The sequence below is a fragment of the Clostridium gasigenes genome (assembly GCF_900104115.1).
Classification (GTDB): Bacteria; Bacillota; Clostridia; order Clostridiales; family Clostridiaceae; genus Clostridium; species Clostridium gasigenes.
In genome coordinates this window covers 43,371-60,102 of the sequence record NZ_FNJM01000005.1, presented here as the reverse complement: position 1 = coordinate 60,102, position 16,732 = coordinate 43,371, and the positions used below count along the sequence as shown (strand labels likewise).

Here is a 16,732-nt window from a genome sequence, read left to right as displayed (position 1 = left end):
TTCTGGTAAGTAATTTAATACTCCCCTTATTTAGCTCTCCAAGTAATTCTTGCTCTACTTAAATCGTATGGAGATATTTCAAGTGTTACTTTATCTCCTGGTAGAATTCTTATGAAATTCATTCTTAGTTTGCCTGATATATGTGCTAAAATCGTTTGGCCACTTTCTAGTTCAACTTGGAACATAGCATTTGGTAAAGATTCTAATACAGTACCTTGCATTTCTATAACATCATCTTTTGACATAAGGTAATCAACCCTCCTTAACAATGCTTTTAAGTTTTAGAAATCTCTTGATTTTTAAATCAGCACCTCTATTTTTTGATGATATTAAAACTTTAATATCATCACTTATATCATCTAAAACAAGTAAATGTTTTAGTTTCTTTTTCTTCGGCATCTGAATTGTTTTTGTGTTTCCATTGCTTAAAAGCATATAGTCATTATCTATGCAATCTACAATCACATATAAACAACTTTTATCCCTTCCAGCAACAGAAGAAACTACTTTCCCAATCAAGTCATTGTTTTGCAAATTTTTTCACCTCGATGATTACCTTAGCCATAAATCTACAAGTCACCTTGTGGTATCATGCGAATTTATAACTAAGCAACACTATTTTAAATTAGTGTTAATATTTCGGGTCCATCTGGTAAAATTACAACAGTATTTTCGTAGTGCGCAGATAGACTTCCGTCACTAGTTACTACGGTCCAATCATCGTTTAATGTTTTAACTTTATAGGTTCCAACATTAATCATTGGTTCAATAGCTAAAGTCATTCCAGCTATTAATTTTGGACCTCTCCCCGCTTTACCAAAATTAGGTACTTCGGGATCTTCGTGTACAACTCTACCTATACCGTGTCCTACGAAATCTCTCACTACAGAGAAACCTGAAGCTTCTACGTAGTTTTGTATCTCATGTGATATATCAGTTAGTCTATTACCTACTTTTGCATATTCAATTCCCTTAAAGAAACTTTGTTCAGTAACTCTAATTAAATCTTTAGCTTTATCAGATACATTTCCAACAGCAAATGTTCTAGCTGCATCTCCATGAAAACCATTTATACAGGCTCCACAGTCTACACTAATTATATCACCATCTTTTAATACATAACTTCCTGGTATCCCATGAACTACATGCTCGTTAACAGATATACATAGTGAAGCAGGAAACCCATATAGCCCTTTAAATGAAGGCTTTGCTCCATGCTTAGTTATAAATTCTTCTGCTATTTTATCTAATCCAGCAGTAGTTATACCTGGTTTAACATTTTCTCCAACAAGTAATAATGTCTCAGCGACTATTTTTCCAGCAATTCGCATTAAATCAATTTCTTTTTCGCTCTTAATAATTATCATTATTTTTTGCTCCCTAAAATTGTGCAAATACTTTCAAAAACTTCATTAATAGCTTCTGTTCCATCTACTGTTGAAAGTAAGTTTCTTTCCTTGTAAAAATCAATCAGTGGTTGCGTTTGTCTTTCATACACATCAAGTCGCTCTCTTACAGTCTCTTCTACATCATCTTTTCTTTGGACTATATCACTACCACATACATCACATTTACCTTCAACCTTTGTAGGATTGAATTTAATATGATAACTAGCTCCACAAGATTGACAACCTCTTCTTCCTATCATTCTTTCCAAAATAAATTCCATAGGTACTTCTATTAATAAAGAAGTATCTAGTTTTTCATTTCTTTCAGTTAAAAAGTTCTGAAGTGATTCTGCTTGAAAAACTGTTCTTGGGAATCCATCTAAAAGATATCCACCCATGCAGTCCTCTTGAGCAAGTCTATCTTTTACCATATTAATGGTAACTTCATCTGGAACTAAATGTCCCTTATCCATGTGTTCCTTAGCTTCTATTCCTAAAGGAGTATTTTGAGAAATATTCATTCTGAAAATATCTCCTGTTGAAATATGTGGTATAGAGTATCTATTACTAATTGATTTTGCCTGTGTTCCTTTTCCTGCTCCAGGAGGACCTAATAAAATAATCTTCACGGGCATCATCTCCATTATTAATCTATTTTAAGAATCCTTTATAGTGACGCATTACTAATTGTGAGTCAAGTTGTCTTGAGAAATCCATGGCAACTCCAACTATTATTAATAAAGACGTTCCTCCAAAACTGATTCCTTTTAAAGCTGTATAATTTTCAATTAATATTGGCGTTATTGCAAGGAATGCTGCAAATAATCCTCCGATTAGAGATACTCTTGTAAGTACTCTTTCAAAAAACTTTTCTGTTGCTTCCCCTGGTCTTATTCCTGGGATAAAACCTGCTGATTTATGCAGATTCTCTGCCATCTCATCTGGTTTGAATGTTATTTGGGTATAGAACCAAGTAAAGAATACAGTAAATATAGAATAACAAACTGGATACATCCAGGAATTCTTATTAAATATACTATATTTGCTCCCGGTTATCGCCATTGCCCATTCTTTATCCGGAAAGATTGTAGCTATTGTCTGTGGAAACATCATAACTGACATAGCAAATATTATCGCTATTACTGCTGATCCAATTATGCTTAATGGTATATGAGTAGTTTGCGCTCTCGCAACCTTATTTCCTACAGCTTTTCCTGCATATTGTACTGGTATTCTTCTTTCTGCTAAAGAGAAAAATACAGCTATAAACAGCAATGCTGCTACAAATATTAAGAATAACGCAATTTCTATTATTCCAATTTCACCAGACTGTTTTCCAACCGCTAAGGTTTTCGCAGTTTTGGGTAATTGGGATATTATATTTACAAAAATTAATATGGATATTCCATTACCAAATCCCTTTACAGTGATTTGATCACCAAGCCACATACAGAATGTAGAGCCAACAACAAGTGTTACTATAAGTACTAAAACTTGAATTGCAGTGAATCCAGCTGTAGCACCTGTGCCTCTTATCATTGAGTATGTTCCAAATGCAAGAATACAACCAATTGCTATAGAAAGAATTCTAGTTATACTTTGAATCTTCTTTTTACCATCTTCTCCTTCTTTAGAAAGTTGCTCTAATGAAGGAATGGCAATAGTAAGCAATTGCATAATAATCGATGCATTTATATATGGTGTAACACTTAACGCGAATATACTAAAATTACTGAAAGCTCCACCGGAAATTAAGTTGTAAAATCCAAGCAAACTATCTGATTCTATTAATCCAGATAAGTATTCTGTTCCAATCCCAGGAACAGGAAGATGTATTCCTATCCTAAAGATTGCAACTAAGAATATAGTCCATAAAAATCTTTTCTTTAATTCGGGAACCTTCCAGGCATTACGTAGGGTTAATAGCATACTAAATCACCTCAGCTTTTCCTCCAGCTGCTTCTATCTTTTCAACAGCTGACTTTGAGAATTTACATCCTTTAACAGTTAAGCTTTTTTCTAATGTCCCGTTACCTAAAATTTTAACTCCATCTAATCTTTTGCTTATTACTCTTCTTTCAAGTAATAATTCTGGAGTTATTTCAGTTCCATTTTCAAATATATTTAATCTATCAACGTTTATACTAACGATTTTCTTAGCAAATATATTTGTGAATCCTCTCTTAGGAAGTCTTCTAAATAGTGGCATTTGACCACCTTCGAATCCTGGTCTTGTTCCTCCACCTGATCTAGAGTTTTGGCCTTTTTCACCTTTTCCGGCATTTCTACCAGTACCTGAACCAGTACCTCTACCAAGTCTCTTAGGAGCTTTTCTACTTCCTTCTGGTGATTTTAATTCATGAAGTTTCATTACACAATGCACCTCCTCGTTCTTAAACTTCTTCTATTTTTAGTAGATAATCTACTTTTTTAATCATACCTTTGATTTGAGGAGAATCCTCATGTTCTATTGTTTTACCAATTTTTTTTAGTCCAAGGGCATTTGCAGTAGCGATATGGTTTTTCTTTCTACCTATTAAGCTCTTTACTAAAGTAATCTTAATCTTAGCCATTGCTTATACCTCCTATCCTAATATCTCTTCAACAGTTTTGCCTCTTAATTTAGCTATATCTTCAGCTGTTCTTAAGTTTGCTAACCCGTTAATAGTAGCACTAACCATGTTTTTTGGATTATTAGAACCTAATGATTTAGCTCTAACATCCTTTACTCCTGCTAATTCAAGTACTGATCTTGCTGGACCTCCAGCAATAACTCCTGTACCTGTTTTAGCTGGCATAATAAGAACCTTACTAGTTCCAAATTTACCATATATTTGATGAGGAACAGTTGTGCCTACCATAGCAACTGTAATCATTTGCTTCTTAGCATCTTCTATTCCTTTTTTTATTGCTTCAGGGATTTCTATTGACTTACCCATACCAACGCCTACGTGTCCGTTTTCATCACCTACAACTACTAATGCGCTGAATCTGAAGTTTCTACCACCTTTAACAACCTTAGTTACTCTGTTTATAAAAACAACCTTTTCTTTAAGGTCAAGTGTGCTAGGATCGATTCTCATGTATTTCCCTCCTCGTTTTTTAGAATTTCAAGCCTGCTTCTCTAGCGCTCTCGGCTAATTCTTGAATTCTTCCATGATATATGTATCCACCTCTGTCGAATACTACATCAAGAATTCCTTTTTCAATTGCTCTTTTTGCAACTAAAGCTCCTATAAGCTTAGATGCTTCTTTATTTCCGCCTGCTGCTGTAAAATCTTTTTCCACACTTGAAGCGCATACTAAAGTAACAGCATTAACATCATCTATAATTTGAGCATATATATTTTTTTCACTTCTATATACTGAAAGTCTTGGTCTCTCAGGAGTACCTGAAACTTTTTTACGTACTCTAAGGTGACGTCTCTCTCTAGAAGCTTTTCTGTCTACCTTCTTGAACATAAGGTTCACTCCTCTCTAATTATTTCTTACCAGTTTTACCTTCTTTACGTCTGATCACTTCGTTTTCGTACTTAACTCCCTTACCCTTATATGGTTCAGGAACTCTCCATGATCTTATCTCCGCAGCATCGGCTCCAACTTTTTCTTTATCGATACCCTTAACTATAATTTTAGTTACAGATGGAGTTTCGAAAGTTATACCTTCTCTTGGAGTTATTTCAACTGGATGTGAATATCCTAAATTCATTACAAGTTTAGTTCCTTGTAATTGAGCTTTATAACCAACACCAACTAATTCTAGAGTTTTTTCGTATCCTTTTTCTACTCCAATAGTCATGTTATTGATTAGAGCTCTAGTTAACCCGTGAAGGGCTCTATGATCTTTTTGATCACTAGGTCTTGTAACAACAACTTGGTTGTCTTCAATTGCTATATTCATGTCTTTGTGCATAGTCTTAACAAGCTCGCCCTTTGGACCCTTAACTATAACAACATTATCTGCTGCAATAGTTACAGTTACGCCGGCAGGTATAGCTATCGGTAATCTACCTACTCTTGACATAATTTCACCTCCTGTATTACTTGTTCATGTATATATGTTATTTAGTTACTTTTAAATTATAAAATTACCAAACGTAGCAAAGAACTTCTCCGCCTAAGCCCATTTTTCTAGCTTCTCTATCAACAACTAAACCTTTTGAAGTTGATATAACCGCTATTCCTAAGCCATTAAGAACCTTTGGAATTTCATCTCTTTTACAGTAAACTCTTAATCCTGGTTTAGATATTCTCTTTATACCAGTTATAACTTTTTCTTTATTTGAACCATACTTAAGAGATACTCTTAACATCGGAACAACACCATCGTTGTATTCCTCTATTGCTTTTATATATCCCTCTTGTAATAATATATCTGTAACAGCCTTCTTCACAGTTGATGAAGGAATTTCTACTACTTCATGTTTAACAGCATTTGCATTTCTTATACGAGTTAGCAAATCTGCGATAGGATCTGTCATAACCATTTAATGTGCCTCCTTTCACTACATCCGTTTATTACCAACTTGCTTTTCTACATCCAGGAATTTCTCCCTTATAAGCAAGTTCTCTAAAGCATATACGGCATATACCAAATTTTCTTAGTACTGAATGTGGTCTACCACATAATCTACATCTTGTATAGGCTCTTGTTTTAAACTTCGGTTCTAGTTTCCACTTTTCAATAATTGCCTTACGTGCCATGGTTTTCCCTCCTTATTATTGAGCGAACGGCATGCCAAGGAATCTTAATAATTCTCTAGCTTCTTCGTCAGTATTAGCTGATGTTACGAAGATAATATCCATTCCTCTAACCTTATCAATCTTATCATATTCTATTTCTGGGAATATTAGTTGTTCTTTGATTCCTACAGAGTAGTTACCTCTTCCATCAAATGACTTACTTGATACTCCTTGGAAATCTCTAACTCTTGGAAGTGCTATTGACATTAACTTATCAGCAAATTCATACATGTTTGCCTTTCTTAATGTAACTTTACATCCTAATGCCATATTCTCTCTGATCTTAAAGTTAGCAATTGATTTCTTTGATCTTGTTAATATAGGTTTTTGACCTGCAATTATAGTTAAATCACTAACTGCTGATTCTAAAACTTTTTGATTATCCTTAGCTTCTCCAACTCCCATATTAATGACAATTTTTTCAAGCTTTGGAACTTGCATAATATTTTTATATCCAAACTTTTCTATCATAGCTTGCACTACTTCTTTTTCATACTTCTCTTGAAGTCTTGGTGTCATATTGAGTACCTCCTTTCAGATTCTAGAATGTTTCTCCACACTTTTTGCAAACTCTAACCTTAGTACCATCTTCTAAGATTTTACTGCTAATTCTTGTAGCATTTTTGCATTTTGTGCAATATAACATTACTTTTGAGCTGTATATAGCTCCTTCTTTTTCTATTATACCACCTTGAGCATTAGCTCTATTTGGTTTTTGATGCTTCTTAACTATGTTAACTCCTTGAACTGTAACTTTACCATTCTTTGGAGCTACTTTTAAAACTTCTCCAGTCTTCCCTCTATCCTTACCAGATATAACTACTACTGTATCGTTCTTTTTAACGTGTACCTTCAAATTAGCCACCTCCTCTATTATAGAACTTCAGGTGCTAGTGATAATATTTTATTAAATTCTTTATCTCTTAGCTCCCTAGCAACTGGTCCGAAGATACGAGTTCCTCTTGGTTGCTTGTCGTCTTTTATAATAACAGCTGCATTCTCATCAAATTTGATGTATGAACCATCTGTTCTTCTTAGTCCGTAAACTGTTCTTACTATAACAGCTTTAACAACGTCACCTTTTTTAACAACTCCGCCTGGTGTTGCACTTTTAACGCTGGCTACTATAATATCTCCAATGTTACCGAACTTTCTTTTTGATCCACCTAAAACTCTGATACACATGATTTCCTTAGCACCTGAGTTATCAGCTACTTTAAGTCTACTTTGTTGTTGTATCATTGAATTATCCTCCTTTCGGTCTTAAATTCTATTTCGCTTTTTCTATTATCTCAACAAGTCTCCATCTTTTATCTTTTGATAATGGTCTTGTTTCCATGATTAATACTCTATCGTTAATGTTTGCTTCATTATTTTCATCATGAGCTTTGAACTTTGTAGTTCTTTTTAGTATTTTACCGTATAGTGGATGTCTAACTTTAGTTTCAACGGCAACTACAACAGTTTTTTCCATTTTATCTGAAACAATTTTACCTATTTTTTTCTTTCTTAATCCTCTTTCCATGAGGCGTTACCTCCTTTCAGTCTTACTGTGCGAATGCTCTAATCTCTTCTTCTCTAATGATGGTTTTGATTTGAGCTATAGACTTCTTGACTTCTCTTATTCTGATTGGATTTTCTAATTGACCTGTAGCTAATTGGAATCTTAAGTTGAATAATTCAGCCTTAAGTTCATTTAGCTTAAGCTTTAAATCTTGAGGATCATTTGCTCTTAATTCTTGTAATTCTCTAGCCTTCATTATTCTTCACCACCCATTTCCTCAAAATCTTTTCTGCTAACGAATTTACTTCTTACAGGTAGCTTATGTGACGCTAGTCTCATAGCTTCTCTTGCAGTTTCTTCGGTAACACCTGATAATTCGAATAATACTCTACCTGGTTTAACTACTGCTACCCAATATTCTGGTGAACCTTTACCTGAACCCATTCTAGTTTCAGCTGGTTTTTCAGTTACTGGTTTATCTGGGAAAATCTTTATCCAAAGTTTTCCACCTCTTCTGATATGTCTGTTTATAGCAATTCTGGCAGATTCAATTTGATTACTTGTAACCCAGCCACAAGTTGTCGCTTGGATACCATAATCTCCGTATGCAAGGAAATTCCCTCTAGTAGCTTTTCCTTTCATCCTACCACGTTGTACCTTACGATGCTTAACTCTTTTAGGCATTAACATGATCAATTCCTCCTTTCTTACGCGTTAACTTTTTTAGTTGGAAGAATCTCTCCATTATAAACCCAAACCTTAACACCGATCTTTCCATAAGTTGTATCAGCTTCAGCAAACCCATAATCTATGTCTGCTCTTAAAGTTTGTAGTGGAATTCTTCCTTCATGATATTGCTCTGTTCTTGCTATTTCAGCTCCACCTAATCTACCTGCACAAGCAGTTTTAACACCCTTTGCGCCTTGTCTCATAGATCTTTGGATTGTTTGCTTCATAGCTCTTCTGAATGATACTCTCTTTTCTAATTGAGCAGCGATATTTTCTGCCATTAACTGAGCATCAGTTTCAGTATTTCTAACTTCAACTATATTGATTAAGATGTTTTTTCCATCAATTATCTTAGCTAATTTAACTTTTAAAGCTTCGATTCCTGATCCACCTTTTCCAATTATAACACCTGGTTTAGCAGTGTGTATATTTAGTTTTATTCTCTTAGCTGCTCTTTCAATTTGAATTTTTGAAATTCCAGCTACAAAAAGTTCTTTCTTAACGAATACTCTTATTTTATTGTCTTCTATAAGGTTATCAGCAAAGTTCTTCTTTGAAGCATACCACTTAGCGTCCCAACCTTTTATAACTCCTACTCTAAGTCCGTGAGGATGTACTTTTTGACCCAATTGTTTTCCCTCCTTCTACTAAGATCTTTCTTTAACTATCACAGTTATATGACTACTTCTTTTAAGAATTTTGAACGCTCTACCTTGTGCACGCGGTCTAAATCTCTTTAAAGTTGGTCCTGCACCTACAAATGTCTCTGCAACATATAACTTATCTAGATCTAATTCGTGATTATTCTCTGCATTTGCAACAGCTGATTTTAACACTTTATTAATAACTACTGCCGCATCTCTTTGAGTATATTGTAATATTGCGAAGGCTTCGTCAACATTTTTTCCTCTAATTAATCCAAGAACTACTCCGACTTTCATTGGAGTCATTCTCACATATTTAGCTATAGCTCTAGCTTCCATTTATGTTCCTCCTTTCCGGAATTACTTTCTTTTCCTTGATGATTTCTCATCGTAATCGTGTCCTCTATAAGTTCTTGTTAAAGCAAACTCTCCAAGTTTATGTCCTATCATATCTTCAGTTACATATACTGGAACATGCTTTCTACCATCATGAACAGCGATTGTATGCCCAATCATTTGTGGAAAAATAGTTGAACTTCTTGACCAAGTCTTAATAACTTTCTTTTCACTATTAGCATTCATTTCTTCGATTTTCTTTAAAAGCCCTTCCTTTATAAAAGGTCCTTTTTTAGTTGATCTACTCACTATATTTTGCCTCCCTTCATAATCTCTATGATGACAAGCTGCGAAGAGAAATTATATTCTCCCCAGACTACTTATCGTTTCTTCTCTTTATTATGAATCTATCAGAATATTTTTTATTCTTTCTAGTCTTGTATCCAAGTGCTGGTTTTCCCCAAGGAGTAACTGGACTTGGTCTACCGATTGGTGATTTACCTTCACCACCACCATGAGGGTGATCGCAAGGATTCATTACAGACCCTCTAACTGTTGGTCTGAAGCCCATGTGTCTTTTTCTACCAGCTTTACCAATATTGATAATATTACTAGTAGCATTTGATACAGTACCGATTGTAGCTCTACATTCGATTCTTACGTATCTCATTTCACCTGAAGGTAATCTTAATGTTGCATAGTTCCCTTCTTTAGCCATTAATTGAGCATTTGTACCAGCTGATCTAACTAGTTGTGCTCCTTTTCCAGCTTGTAATTCAATGTTATGAACTACTGTACCAACTGGAATATTTCCTAATGGAAGAGTATTACCTGGTTTGATATCTGAATCTGCTCCAGATACTATTACATCTCCAACTTTTAATCCATTTGGTGAGATAATGTATCTCTTGTCTCCATCAGCATATACTACTAAAGCAATGTATGCAGTTCTGTTTGGATCGTATTCTATAGTAGCAACTTTTGCTGGAATACCATCCTTATTTCTCTTAAAATCTATTATTCTATATTTTCTCTTAGCTCCACCACCACGGTGTCTAACAGTTATTTTACCTTGAGAATTTCTACCTCCACTTTTCTTTAAAGAAACAAGAAGTGATTTCTCTGGTGTATCCGTAGTTATTTCTTGGAATGTAGCCATTGTCATCTCTCTTCTTGATGGTGTGGTTGGTCTAAACTTTTTAACTGCCATGTAAATTCCCTCCTTACTTTAAGCTTATCTGGCGAATTACACCAATACTCCGCTTATTATACTATTGCATTCCTTCAAAGAATTCAATAGTTTTACTTTCTTGTGATAATGTAATGATTGCTTTCTTAACGTCAGCTCTCTTACCTACATGTACGCCCATTCTTTTAGTTTTTCCCATAGTTCTCATTGTTTGAACATTTTCAACTGTAACACCGAAAACTTCTTCAATCGCTCTCTTTATTTGAACTTTATTAGCGTTTATTTGAACTATGAAAGTGTACTTTTTCTCTGCCATAGCAGCCATACTCTTTTCAGTTATAACAGGCTTTCTTATTATATCATGGCTATTTAAACTCATTATGCGTACACCTCCTCGATCTTTGATACAGCATCTTTAGTTATCATTACTTTGTTATACTTTAGTAAATCATAAACATTGATGTTGTTTGCTGGAATTATTGCTATTCCAGGTATATTTCTTGCTGATTTGTAAACTGCTTCATTAGATTCAGCAGTTATTATCAATGTTTTCTTAGCTTCAAAAGCTTTTAACATTTCAATAACTAACTTAGTCTTTGGAGTTTCAAATTCTAAGCTTTCTAATACTATCATTTCACCAGCTTGAACTTTACATGTTAAAGCAGATTTCATAGCTACTCTTCTCATGCTTTTTGGTGTTGCCATTCTATAATCTCTTGGCTTTGGTGCGAATACTATACCACCTTTGATCCATTGAGGTGCTCTAATAGAACCTTGTCTCGCTCTACCAGTTCCCTTTTGTCTCCAAGGCTTAATTCCGCCCCCTCTAACTTCAGCTCTTGTTTTAGCTGATTGAGTTCCCTGTCTTTTGTTAGCTAATAAAGCTATAACAACTTGATGCATTGCATTCTCGTTAACTTCAACTCCGAACACGCTATCATTTAATTGGATATCTCCAACTTGTTTACCTTCTTGGTTAAATAATCCTACTGTAGACATTTTGTTTCCTCCTTTCTACAGAAATTAAGCTTTAACTGCATTTCTTATTACTACTGTACCTTTGTTAGGTCCTGGGATACCACCCTTGATTAGTATTAAGTTTTTCTCAGCTATAATCTTAACTACCTCTAAATTTTGTACTGTTTTATTAACAGCTCCCATATGACCTGGCATATGTTTGTTCTTGAATGTTTTTGAAGGATCTGATGAAGCTCCCATTGAACCTACTGCTCTATGGAACTTAGAACCATGAGTCATAGGACCTCTATTAGCATTCCATCTCTTGATAACCCCTTGGAATCCCTTACCTTTAGAAACTCCTGATACATCAATCTTTTCTCCCACTACAAATACATCAACTTTAATTTCTTGCCCTACTTCATAAGTTGAACAATCTTCAAGTCTAAATTCTCTTAATCTTCTCTTTAAAGATACACCAGCCTTAGCATAATGTCCCTTCTTTGGCTTGTTAACAAGCTTTTCTCTTATTTCTCCAAAACCTACTTGTATTGCGTCATAACCATCCTTTTGAATAGTTTTCTTTTGAACAACAACACATGGAGTAGCTTCTACTACTGTTACCGGTATAACTCTACCATTTTCATCGAAAATTTGAGTCATTCCTATTTTCTTTCCTAATATAGCTTTTTTCATGTATTTACACCTCCTAAACATATTAGTGGATTGCATCGCAATCATAATAGTTCAAACTGTTTATTTAATATTGCTATTACAGCTTAATTTCGATATCGACACCAGCTGGTAGATTTAATCTCATTAATGCATCAACAGTTTTTGGTGATGGATTAACTATATCGATTAATCTCTTGTGTGTTCTAATTTCGAATTGTTCTCTTGAATCTTTATATTTATGAACAGCTCTTAATATTGTTATAACATCTTTTTCAGTAGGTAGAGGCACAGGTCCTACAACCTTAGCTCCTGTTGTCTTTGCTGTTTCAATGATTTTTTCAGCTGATTGATCTAATATTGTATGATCAAAAGCCTTTAATCTGATTCTAATTTTTTGTTTTGACATCTTGGTTTCCCTCCTTTTCATGTACGCTTTACTTCTAACGCACAACAGTGGTTGTTCTATAAACTGTTCCTGGTGTTTCATACTTTTACCCAAACAAATTATAAAATCCCTGTCGTCGGATTCTAGATCCTGACATACTCATTAAGAATTACCCGGAAGTCCGGCAACCTCTCAACTCATCGCTGTATGCTATACAACTATTTTATTATACTATCTTTACATATCTTTGACAAGACTTTTTTTAGCCTTTTTTTTTACTTTTTTATATCTATATATTTGTGATTTTCTAATTTAATTTTGTTTGCAAATCTATTCTATTCTGATTTTAGATTTAAATCAACATTTTTTTCATTGTATTTTTCACATAAAGATTTTTATTATTAATATTATACCCATTATACAAGATGTTAAACATTTTCATAGTCCAAATAATAATTTATCAAATAATTTAGAATTTCAAATAACATCTTATATTTTCTACTTATTAAGATTAATTTTTTAGTTATTATCTATAAAATATATTTTTATTAATTATAAATTGAATATATTTTATAATTCTCATAATTTTTACTTTATGTATTATATTTTTGACAATAAAAAAAGAGTAAAGGCGTCCCTTTACTCTTTTATTTTGTGATCACATTATAAGCGCCTTTTATTTTAAAAATTATAAAGTAATTATCAGCTTAAACGAATATTATTATTCTTTTACGCTAGTAACAACTCCTGAACCTACAGTTCTTCCACCTTCTCTGATTGCAAATCTTAAACCTTCATCCATAGCTACTTTGTTGATTAATTCAACATTCATATCTATATGATCTCCAGGCATAACCATTTCCATTCCGTCTGGTAACTTGATTGATCCAGTTACATCTGTTGTTCTAAAGTAGAATTGTGGTCTATATCCATCAAAGAATGGTGTATGTCTTCCACCCTCTTCTTTTTTAAGTACATATACTTGACCTACAAATTTAGTATGAGGTTTGATTCCGCCAACTTTTGATAATACTTGACCTCTTTCAATATCTGCTCTTTGAACCCCTCTTAAAAGAACTCCTACATTATCTCCTGCTCTTGCATCGTCTAGTAATTTTCTAAACATTTCTATTCCTGTTACTATAACTTTTCTGCTTTCTTCTGCTAATCCAACGATTTCAACTTCGTCTGATACCTTAAGAATTCCTCTTTCTACTCTTCCTGTTGCAACTGTCCCTCTACCAGTGATTGTAAATACATCTTCTATTGGCATTAAGAAAGGCTTTTCTGTTGCTCTTTCTGGAGTTGGTATGTAGCTATCTACTGCATCCATTAATTCCATAATTGGCGCAATTGCCTTTTCATCTGTTGGATTTTCTAACGCTACTAAAGCTGAACCCTTGATTACCGGAATATCATCTCCTGGGAAGTTGTATTCTGATAACAATTCTCTTACTTCCATTTCAACTAATTCTAATAATTCTTCATCATCTACCATATCTGCTTTATTTAAGAAAACAACGATATAGTCAACTCCAACTCTTGATGCTAATAGTATATGTTCTCTAGTTTGTGGCATTGGGCCATCTGCTGCTGAACATACTAATATTGCTCCATCCATTTGTGCTGCTCCTGTAATCATGTTCTTTACATAATCGGCATGTCCTGGACAATCAACGTGTGCATAATGTCTTTGTTCTGTTTCATATTCTACGTGAGTTGTATTAATTGTAATACCTCTCTCTTTTTCTTCGGGTGCTTTATCTATATCTGCATAGTTGAAAGCCTCCGCGAATCCTTTTGTTGCTAATACTGTTGTTATAGCAGCTGTTAATGTTGTCTTACCGTGATCTACGTGACCAATTGTTCCAATATTTACATGTGGTTTACTTCTTTCGAATTTTTGCTTTGCCATTGTAAATTCCTCCTTGTATTAAAATTAATTATATGAACCTTCATATTTATTATATCTATTTTAACATAATTTTTCTATACTATTATTGACTTTTAACTGTTATTTTATTCTATAACAACACTCATATAGTCATTATTGTATCATTGTTTATATTAACATATAAGCAATGATACAATATATTAAACTAGGCTATATTACTTTTCACCTTTAATAGCTTCTTGTACGCTCTTTGGAACTTCTTCAAAGTGATCAAATGTCATTGCATAAGTACCTCTACCTTGAGTTCTTGATCTTAGCGTAGTTGAATAACCAAACATCTCTGAAAGAGGAACAAACGCTCTGATGATTTGAGCTCCACTTAGAGCTTCCATACCTTCAATTTTTCCTCTTCTTGAGCTTAGGTCTCCAATTACATCTCCCATATATTCTTCTGGAACTGTAACTTCAACTTTCATCATAGGTTCTAGTAATACTGGATCTGCTTTAGCCATAGCATTCTTAAATGCCATTGAACCTGCAATTTTAAACGCCATTTCTGATGAATCGACGTCATGGTATGATCCATGAACAACTTTTACTTTAAAGTTTATAGTTTCATATCCTGCTATAATCCCGTTTTTAGCGGCTTCTCTAATACCATTATCAATAGCTGGAATATACTCTCTTGGAATAGCTCCACCAACTACTGCATTTTCAAATACGTATTCGCCTTCAGTAGGTTCCATCTCGATCACACAATGACCGTATTGACCCTTACCACCAGATTGCTTAGCATATTTAGCTTCAGCCTTAACAGCTTTTCTAATAGTTTCTTTGTAAGCAACTTGAGGAGCTCCTACATTACATTCAACCTTGAATTCTCTAGTTAATCTATCAACGATGATTTCTAAATGAAGTTCACCCATACCAGCGATGATTGTTTGACCAGTTTCTTGGTTAGTGTAAGTTTTGAAAGTAGGATCTTCTTCAGCTAATTTAGCTAAAGCCATTCCCATTCTTTCTTGACTTGCTTTAGTCTTTGGCTCTATAGCTACAGATATAACTGGTTCTGGGAAATCCATTGCTTCAAGTATAATTGGATTACTTTCAACACATAAAGTATCACCAGTAGTAGTGTTCTTTAATCCGATTATAGCTCCTAATTCACCTGCTTCTAAAGCTTCTACTTCTTCTCTTGAATTAGCGTGCATCTTAACAAGTCTTCCTACTCTTTCTTTCTTTCCTTTAGTTGAGTTTAAAACATATGAACCACTCTCAAGGATTCCTGAGTAAACTCTTGCGAAAGCTAACTTACCTACAAATGGATCAGTAGCAATTTTAAATGCTAATGCAGCCATAGGTGCATCATCTGAAGATTCTCTTACAGCTGGTTCTCCATCTAATGTAACTCCTGTTATAGCTTTAACATCTAATGGTGATGGTAAGAAATGAACAACACCATCAATCATTTGTTGAACACCCTTGTTCTTATATGACGAACCACATATACATGGTACTATTTCATTATTTATTGTAGCTTTTCTTAAAGCTACCATCATCTCTTCAACTGTTAACTCTTCACCGTCTAGGTATTTTTCCATTAACGTTTCATCAGTTTCAGCTATTGCTTCTACAAGAGCCATTCTGTATTCTTTAGCTTGATCAACTAAATCAGCAGGAATGTCTTCTATTCTAACATCTGTACCTAAATCATCATAGAACATAATAGCTTTATTTTCTATTAAATCTATCATTCCTTTAAATTTATCTTCTGAACCAACTGGTATTTGTATTGGAACAGCATTAGCTTTTAATCTATCTCTTACAGTGTTTATACATCTAAAGAAATCTGCACCAGTTGCATCCATCTTATTAACATATATCATTCTTGGAACACCATATTTATCTGCCTGTCTCCATACTGTTTCAGTTTGAGGTTCAACTCCACTCTTAGCATCAAGAACAGTAACAGCTCCATCAAGAACTCTTAATGATCTTTCAACTTCAACTGTAAAATCTACGTGACCTGGAGTATCTATTATGTTTAATTCATGACCATTCCACGTACATGTAGTTGCAGCAGAAGTAATTGTGATACCTCTCTCTTGTTCTTGAACCATCCAATCCATAGTAGCTGCACCTTCGTGAACTTCTCCTATTTTGTGGCTTTTTCCTGTGTAGAATAATATACGCTCAGTAGTTGTCGTCTTACCAGCATCTATATGTGCCATTATTCCAAAGTTACGGAATTTGTCTAATGGAAATTTTCTAGCCATTTGTATTGCCTC

Annotated in this window: 28 protein-coding genes; all 28 read right to left on the bottom strand. The window is 34.1% G+C overall.

The window, feature by feature from the left end; genetic code table 11:
* Positions 1 to 26: 26 nt before the first annotated feature.
* Positions 27 to 245 carry a translation initiation factor IF-1 gene (gene infA / locus BLS77_RS10270; protein WP_089969102.1) on the bottom strand — a complete coding sequence of 73 codons (219 nt, stop codon included), beginning with the start codon at positions 243 to 245 and terminating at the stop codon, positions 27 to 29.
* 7 nt (positions 246 to 252) lie between these two features.
* Entirely contained in the window at positions 253 to 534 is a 282-nt protein-coding gene (locus tag BLS77_RS10265) for a KOW domain-containing RNA-binding protein (RefSeq protein ID WP_089969099.1), read from the bottom strand.
* 86 nt (positions 535 to 620) lie between these two features.
* Positions 621 to 1,367, bottom strand: coding sequence for a type I methionyl aminopeptidase (gene map / locus BLS77_RS10260; RefSeq protein ID WP_089969096.1), 747 nt, complete (start codon positions 1,365 to 1,367; stop codon positions 621 to 623).
* Positions 1,367 to 2,017, bottom strand: coding sequence for an adenylate kinase (locus tag BLS77_RS10255; RefSeq protein WP_089969093.1), 651 nt, complete (start codon positions 2,015 to 2,017; stop codon positions 1,367 to 1,369). The genes map and BLS77_RS10255 overlap by 1 nt, the downstream gene beginning before the upstream one ends.
* Before the next feature lie 22 nt (positions 2,018 to 2,039).
* On the bottom strand, positions 2,040 to 3,317 hold the full coding sequence (gene secY, locus BLS77_RS10250) for a preprotein translocase subunit SecY (protein WP_089969091.1): 1,278 nt from the start codon (positions 3,315 to 3,317) through the stop codon (positions 2,040 to 2,042).
* Between the two features lies 1 nt (position 3,318).
* The gene (gene rplO / locus BLS77_RS10245) at positions 3,319 to 3,759 is read right to left on the bottom strand and encodes a 50S ribosomal protein L15 (protein WP_089969090.1); all 441 of its coding nucleotides are present in this window, start codon (positions 3,757 to 3,759) and stop codon (positions 3,319 to 3,321) included.
* A 22-nt stretch (positions 3,760 to 3,781) separates the two neighbouring features.
* On the bottom strand, positions 3,782 to 3,961 hold the full coding sequence (gene rpmD, locus BLS77_RS10240) for a 50S ribosomal protein L30 (RefSeq protein WP_089969089.1): 180 nt from the start codon (positions 3,959 to 3,961) through the stop codon (positions 3,782 to 3,784).
* Positions 3,962 to 3,973: 12 nt separating this feature from the next.
* A complete protein-coding gene (gene rpsE / locus BLS77_RS10235) occupies positions 3,974 to 4,471 on the bottom strand; it encodes a 30S ribosomal protein S5 (RefSeq protein WP_089969088.1) in 498 nt (165 codons plus the stop codon).
* A gap of 19 nt (positions 4,472 to 4,490) precedes the next feature.
* Entirely contained in the window at positions 4,491 to 4,850 is a 360-nt protein-coding gene (rplR, locus tag BLS77_RS10230) for a 50S ribosomal protein L18 (RefSeq protein WP_089969086.1), read from the bottom strand.
* Positions 4,851 to 4,869: 19 nt separating this feature from the next.
* Positions 4,870 to 5,412 carry a 50S ribosomal protein L6 gene (gene rplF, locus BLS77_RS10225; RefSeq protein WP_089969084.1) on the bottom strand — a complete coding sequence of 181 codons (543 nt, stop codon included), beginning with the start codon at positions 5,410 to 5,412 and terminating at the stop codon, positions 4,870 to 4,872.
* A 64-nt stretch (positions 5,413 to 5,476) separates the two neighbouring features.
* Positions 5,477 to 5,875 (bottom strand): 30S ribosomal protein S8, encoded by a 399-nt coding sequence (gene rpsH / locus BLS77_RS10220; protein WP_089969083.1) that lies wholly within the window; start codon positions 5,873 to 5,875, stop codon positions 5,477 to 5,479.
* Between the two features lie 31 nt (positions 5,876 to 5,906).
* Entirely contained in the window at positions 5,907 to 6,092 is a 186-nt protein-coding gene (locus tag BLS77_RS10215; RefSeq protein ID WP_089969081.1) for a type Z 30S ribosomal protein S14, read from the bottom strand.
* Positions 6,093 to 6,107: 15 nt separating this feature from the next.
* A complete protein-coding gene (gene rplE, locus BLS77_RS10210) occupies positions 6,108 to 6,650 on the bottom strand; it encodes a 50S ribosomal protein L5 (RefSeq protein ID WP_089969079.1) in 543 nt (180 codons plus the stop codon).
* 22 nt (positions 6,651 to 6,672) lie between these two features.
* The gene (gene rplX / locus BLS77_RS10205; RefSeq protein ID WP_089969077.1) at positions 6,673 to 6,987 is read right to left on the bottom strand and encodes a 50S ribosomal protein L24; all 315 of its coding nucleotides are present in this window, start codon (positions 6,985 to 6,987) and stop codon (positions 6,673 to 6,675) included.
* A gap of 17 nt (positions 6,988 to 7,004) precedes the next feature.
* Positions 7,005 to 7,373, bottom strand: coding sequence for a 50S ribosomal protein L14 (gene rplN, locus BLS77_RS10200; RefSeq protein ID WP_089969076.1), 369 nt, complete (start codon positions 7,371 to 7,373; stop codon positions 7,005 to 7,007).
* A gap of 28 nt (positions 7,374 to 7,401) precedes the next feature.
* The gene (rpsQ, locus tag BLS77_RS10195) at positions 7,402 to 7,656 is read right to left on the bottom strand and encodes a 30S ribosomal protein S17 (protein WP_089969074.1); all 255 of its coding nucleotides are present in this window, start codon (positions 7,654 to 7,656) and stop codon (positions 7,402 to 7,404) included.
* A 22-nt stretch (positions 7,657 to 7,678) separates the two neighbouring features.
* Positions 7,679 to 7,891, bottom strand: a complete 213-nt coding sequence (gene rpmC / locus BLS77_RS10190; protein ID WP_089969073.1) for a 50S ribosomal protein L29 — start codon at positions 7,889 to 7,891, stop codon at positions 7,679 to 7,681.
* Positions 7,891 to 8,325, bottom strand: a complete 435-nt coding sequence (gene rplP, locus BLS77_RS10185; protein WP_089969071.1) for a 50S ribosomal protein L16 — start codon at positions 8,323 to 8,325, stop codon at positions 7,891 to 7,893. Before rplP ends, rpmC begins: the two co-directional genes overlap by 1 nt.
* Positions 8,326 to 8,342: 17 nt before the next feature.
* On the bottom strand, positions 8,343 to 8,993 hold the full coding sequence (rpsC, locus tag BLS77_RS10180) for a 30S ribosomal protein S3 (protein ID WP_089969070.1): 651 nt from the start codon (positions 8,991 to 8,993) through the stop codon (positions 8,343 to 8,345).
* An 18-nt stretch (positions 8,994 to 9,011) separates the two neighbouring features.
* Entirely contained in the window at positions 9,012 to 9,347 is a 336-nt protein-coding gene (gene rplV / locus BLS77_RS10175; RefSeq protein WP_089969068.1) for a 50S ribosomal protein L22, read from the bottom strand.
* A gap of 21 nt (positions 9,348 to 9,368) precedes the next feature.
* On the bottom strand, positions 9,369 to 9,653 hold the full coding sequence (rpsS, locus tag BLS77_RS10170; RefSeq protein WP_089969066.1) for a 30S ribosomal protein S19: 285 nt from the start codon (positions 9,651 to 9,653) through the stop codon (positions 9,369 to 9,371).
* A gap of 67 nt (positions 9,654 to 9,720) precedes the next feature.
* The gene (rplB, locus tag BLS77_RS10165; protein ID WP_089969065.1) at positions 9,721 to 10,554 is read right to left on the bottom strand and encodes a 50S ribosomal protein L2; all 834 of its coding nucleotides are present in this window, start codon (positions 10,552 to 10,554) and stop codon (positions 9,721 to 9,723) included.
* A gap of 61 nt (positions 10,555 to 10,615) precedes the next feature.
* Entirely contained in the window at positions 10,616 to 10,912 is a 297-nt protein-coding gene (gene rplW / locus BLS77_RS10160; RefSeq protein ID WP_089969063.1) for a 50S ribosomal protein L23, read from the bottom strand.
* Entirely contained in the window at positions 10,912 to 11,532 is a 621-nt protein-coding gene (gene rplD / locus BLS77_RS10155; protein ID WP_089969062.1) for a 50S ribosomal protein L4, read from the bottom strand. The genes rplW and rplD overlap by 1 nt, the downstream gene beginning before the upstream one ends.
* Positions 11,533 to 11,556: 24 nt before the next feature.
* On the bottom strand, positions 11,557 to 12,186 hold the full coding sequence (gene rplC, locus BLS77_RS10150; protein ID WP_089969060.1) for a 50S ribosomal protein L3: 630 nt from the start codon (positions 12,184 to 12,186) through the stop codon (positions 11,557 to 11,559).
* A gap of 76 nt (positions 12,187 to 12,262) precedes the next feature.
* Positions 12,263 to 12,571 (bottom strand): 30S ribosomal protein S10, encoded by a 309-nt coding sequence (gene rpsJ, locus BLS77_RS10145; RefSeq protein ID WP_089969058.1) that lies wholly within the window; start codon positions 12,569 to 12,571, stop codon positions 12,263 to 12,265.
* Positions 12,572 to 13,271: 700 nt separating this feature from the next.
* Positions 13,272 to 14,465 carry an elongation factor Tu gene (gene tuf, locus BLS77_RS10140; RefSeq protein ID WP_089969057.1) on the bottom strand — a complete coding sequence of 398 codons (1,194 nt, stop codon included), beginning with the start codon at positions 14,463 to 14,465 and terminating at the stop codon, positions 13,272 to 13,274.
* Between the two features lie 194 nt (positions 14,466 to 14,659).
* Entirely contained in the window at positions 14,660 to 16,720 is a 2,061-nt protein-coding gene (gene fusA, locus BLS77_RS10135; protein WP_089969055.1) for an elongation factor G, read from the bottom strand.
* Between the last annotated feature and the right edge of the window lie 12 nt (positions 16,721 to 16,732).

Excerpts from the sequence above, each read along its gene's own strand:
- rplW (WP_089969063.1), bottom strand. The coding sequence starts at position 10,912 with ATGAGTTTAAATAGCCATGATATAATAAGAAAGCCTGTTATAACTGAA.
- tuf (WP_089969057.1), bottom strand. The coding sequence starts at position 14,465 with ATGGCAAAGCAAAAATTCGAAAGAAGTAAACCACATGTAAATATTGGA.
- rpmD (WP_089969089.1), bottom strand. The coding sequence starts at position 3,961 with ATGGCTAAGATTAAGATTACTTTAGTAAAGAGCTTAATAGGTAGAAAG.
- infA (WP_089969102.1), bottom strand. The coding sequence starts at position 245 with ATGTCAAAAGATGATGTTATAGAAATGCAAGGTACTGTATTAGAATCT.
- rplC (WP_089969060.1), bottom strand. The coding sequence starts at position 12,186 with ATGAAAAAAGCTATATTAGGAAAGAAAATAGGAATGACTCAAATTTTC.
- BLS77_RS10215 (WP_089969081.1), bottom strand. The coding sequence starts at position 6,092 with ATGGCACGTAAGGCAATTATTGAAAAGTGGAAACTAGAACCGAAGTTT.
- rpmC (WP_089969073.1), bottom strand. The coding sequence starts at position 7,891 with ATGAAGGCTAGAGAATTACAAGAATTAAGAGCAAATGATCCTCAAGAT.
- rplF (WP_089969084.1), bottom strand. The coding sequence starts at position 5,412 with ATGTCAAGAGTAGGTAGATTACCGATAGCTATACCTGCCGGCGTAACT.
- rplV (WP_089969068.1), bottom strand. The coding sequence starts at position 9,347 with ATGGAAGCTAGAGCTATAGCTAAATATGTGAGAATGACTCCAATGAAA.
- rplP (WP_089969071.1), bottom strand. The coding sequence starts at position 8,325 with ATGTTAATGCCTAAAAGAGTTAAGCATCGTAAGGTACAACGTGGTAGG.
- rplB (WP_089969065.1), bottom strand. The coding sequence starts at position 10,554 with ATGGCAGTTAAAAAGTTTAGACCAACCACACCATCAAGAAGAGAGATG.
- rpsH (WP_089969083.1), bottom strand. The coding sequence starts at position 5,875 with ATGGTTATGACAGATCCTATCGCAGATTTGCTAACTCGTATAAGAAAT.
- map (WP_089969096.1), bottom strand. The coding sequence starts at position 1,367 with ATGATAATTATTAAGAGCGAAAAAGAAATTGATTTAATGCGAATTGCT.
- rplO (WP_089969090.1), bottom strand. The coding sequence starts at position 3,759 with ATGAAACTTCATGAATTAAAATCACCAGAAGGAAGTAGAAAAGCTCCT.
- rpsQ (WP_089969074.1), bottom strand. The coding sequence starts at position 7,656 with ATGGAAAGAGGATTAAGAAAGAAAAAAATAGGTAAAATTGTTTCAGAT.
- rplN (WP_089969076.1), bottom strand. The coding sequence starts at position 7,373 with ATGATACAACAACAAAGTAGACTTAAAGTAGCTGATAACTCAGGTGCT.
- rpsE (WP_089969088.1), bottom strand. The coding sequence starts at position 4,471 with ATGAGAATCGATCCTAGCACACTTGACCTTAAAGAAAAGGTTGTTTTT.
- secY (WP_089969091.1), bottom strand. The coding sequence starts at position 3,317 with ATGCTATTAACCCTACGTAATGCCTGGAAGGTTCCCGAATTAAAGAAA.
- rpsJ (WP_089969058.1), bottom strand. The coding sequence starts at position 12,571 with ATGTCAAAACAAAAAATTAGAATCAGATTAAAGGCTTTTGATCATACA.
- rplE (WP_089969079.1), bottom strand. The coding sequence starts at position 6,650 with ATGACACCAAGACTTCAAGAGAAGTATGAAAAAGAAGTAGTGCAAGCT.
- fusA (WP_089969055.1), bottom strand. The coding sequence starts at position 16,720 with ATGGCTAGAAAATTTCCATTAGACAAATTCCGTAACTTTGGAATAATG.
- rplR (WP_089969086.1), bottom strand. The coding sequence starts at position 4,850 with ATGTTCAAGAAGGTAGACAGAAAAGCTTCTAGAGAGAGACGTCACCTT.
- rplD (WP_089969062.1), bottom strand. The coding sequence starts at position 11,532 with ATGTCTACAGTAGGATTATTTAACCAAGAAGGTAAACAAGTTGGAGAT.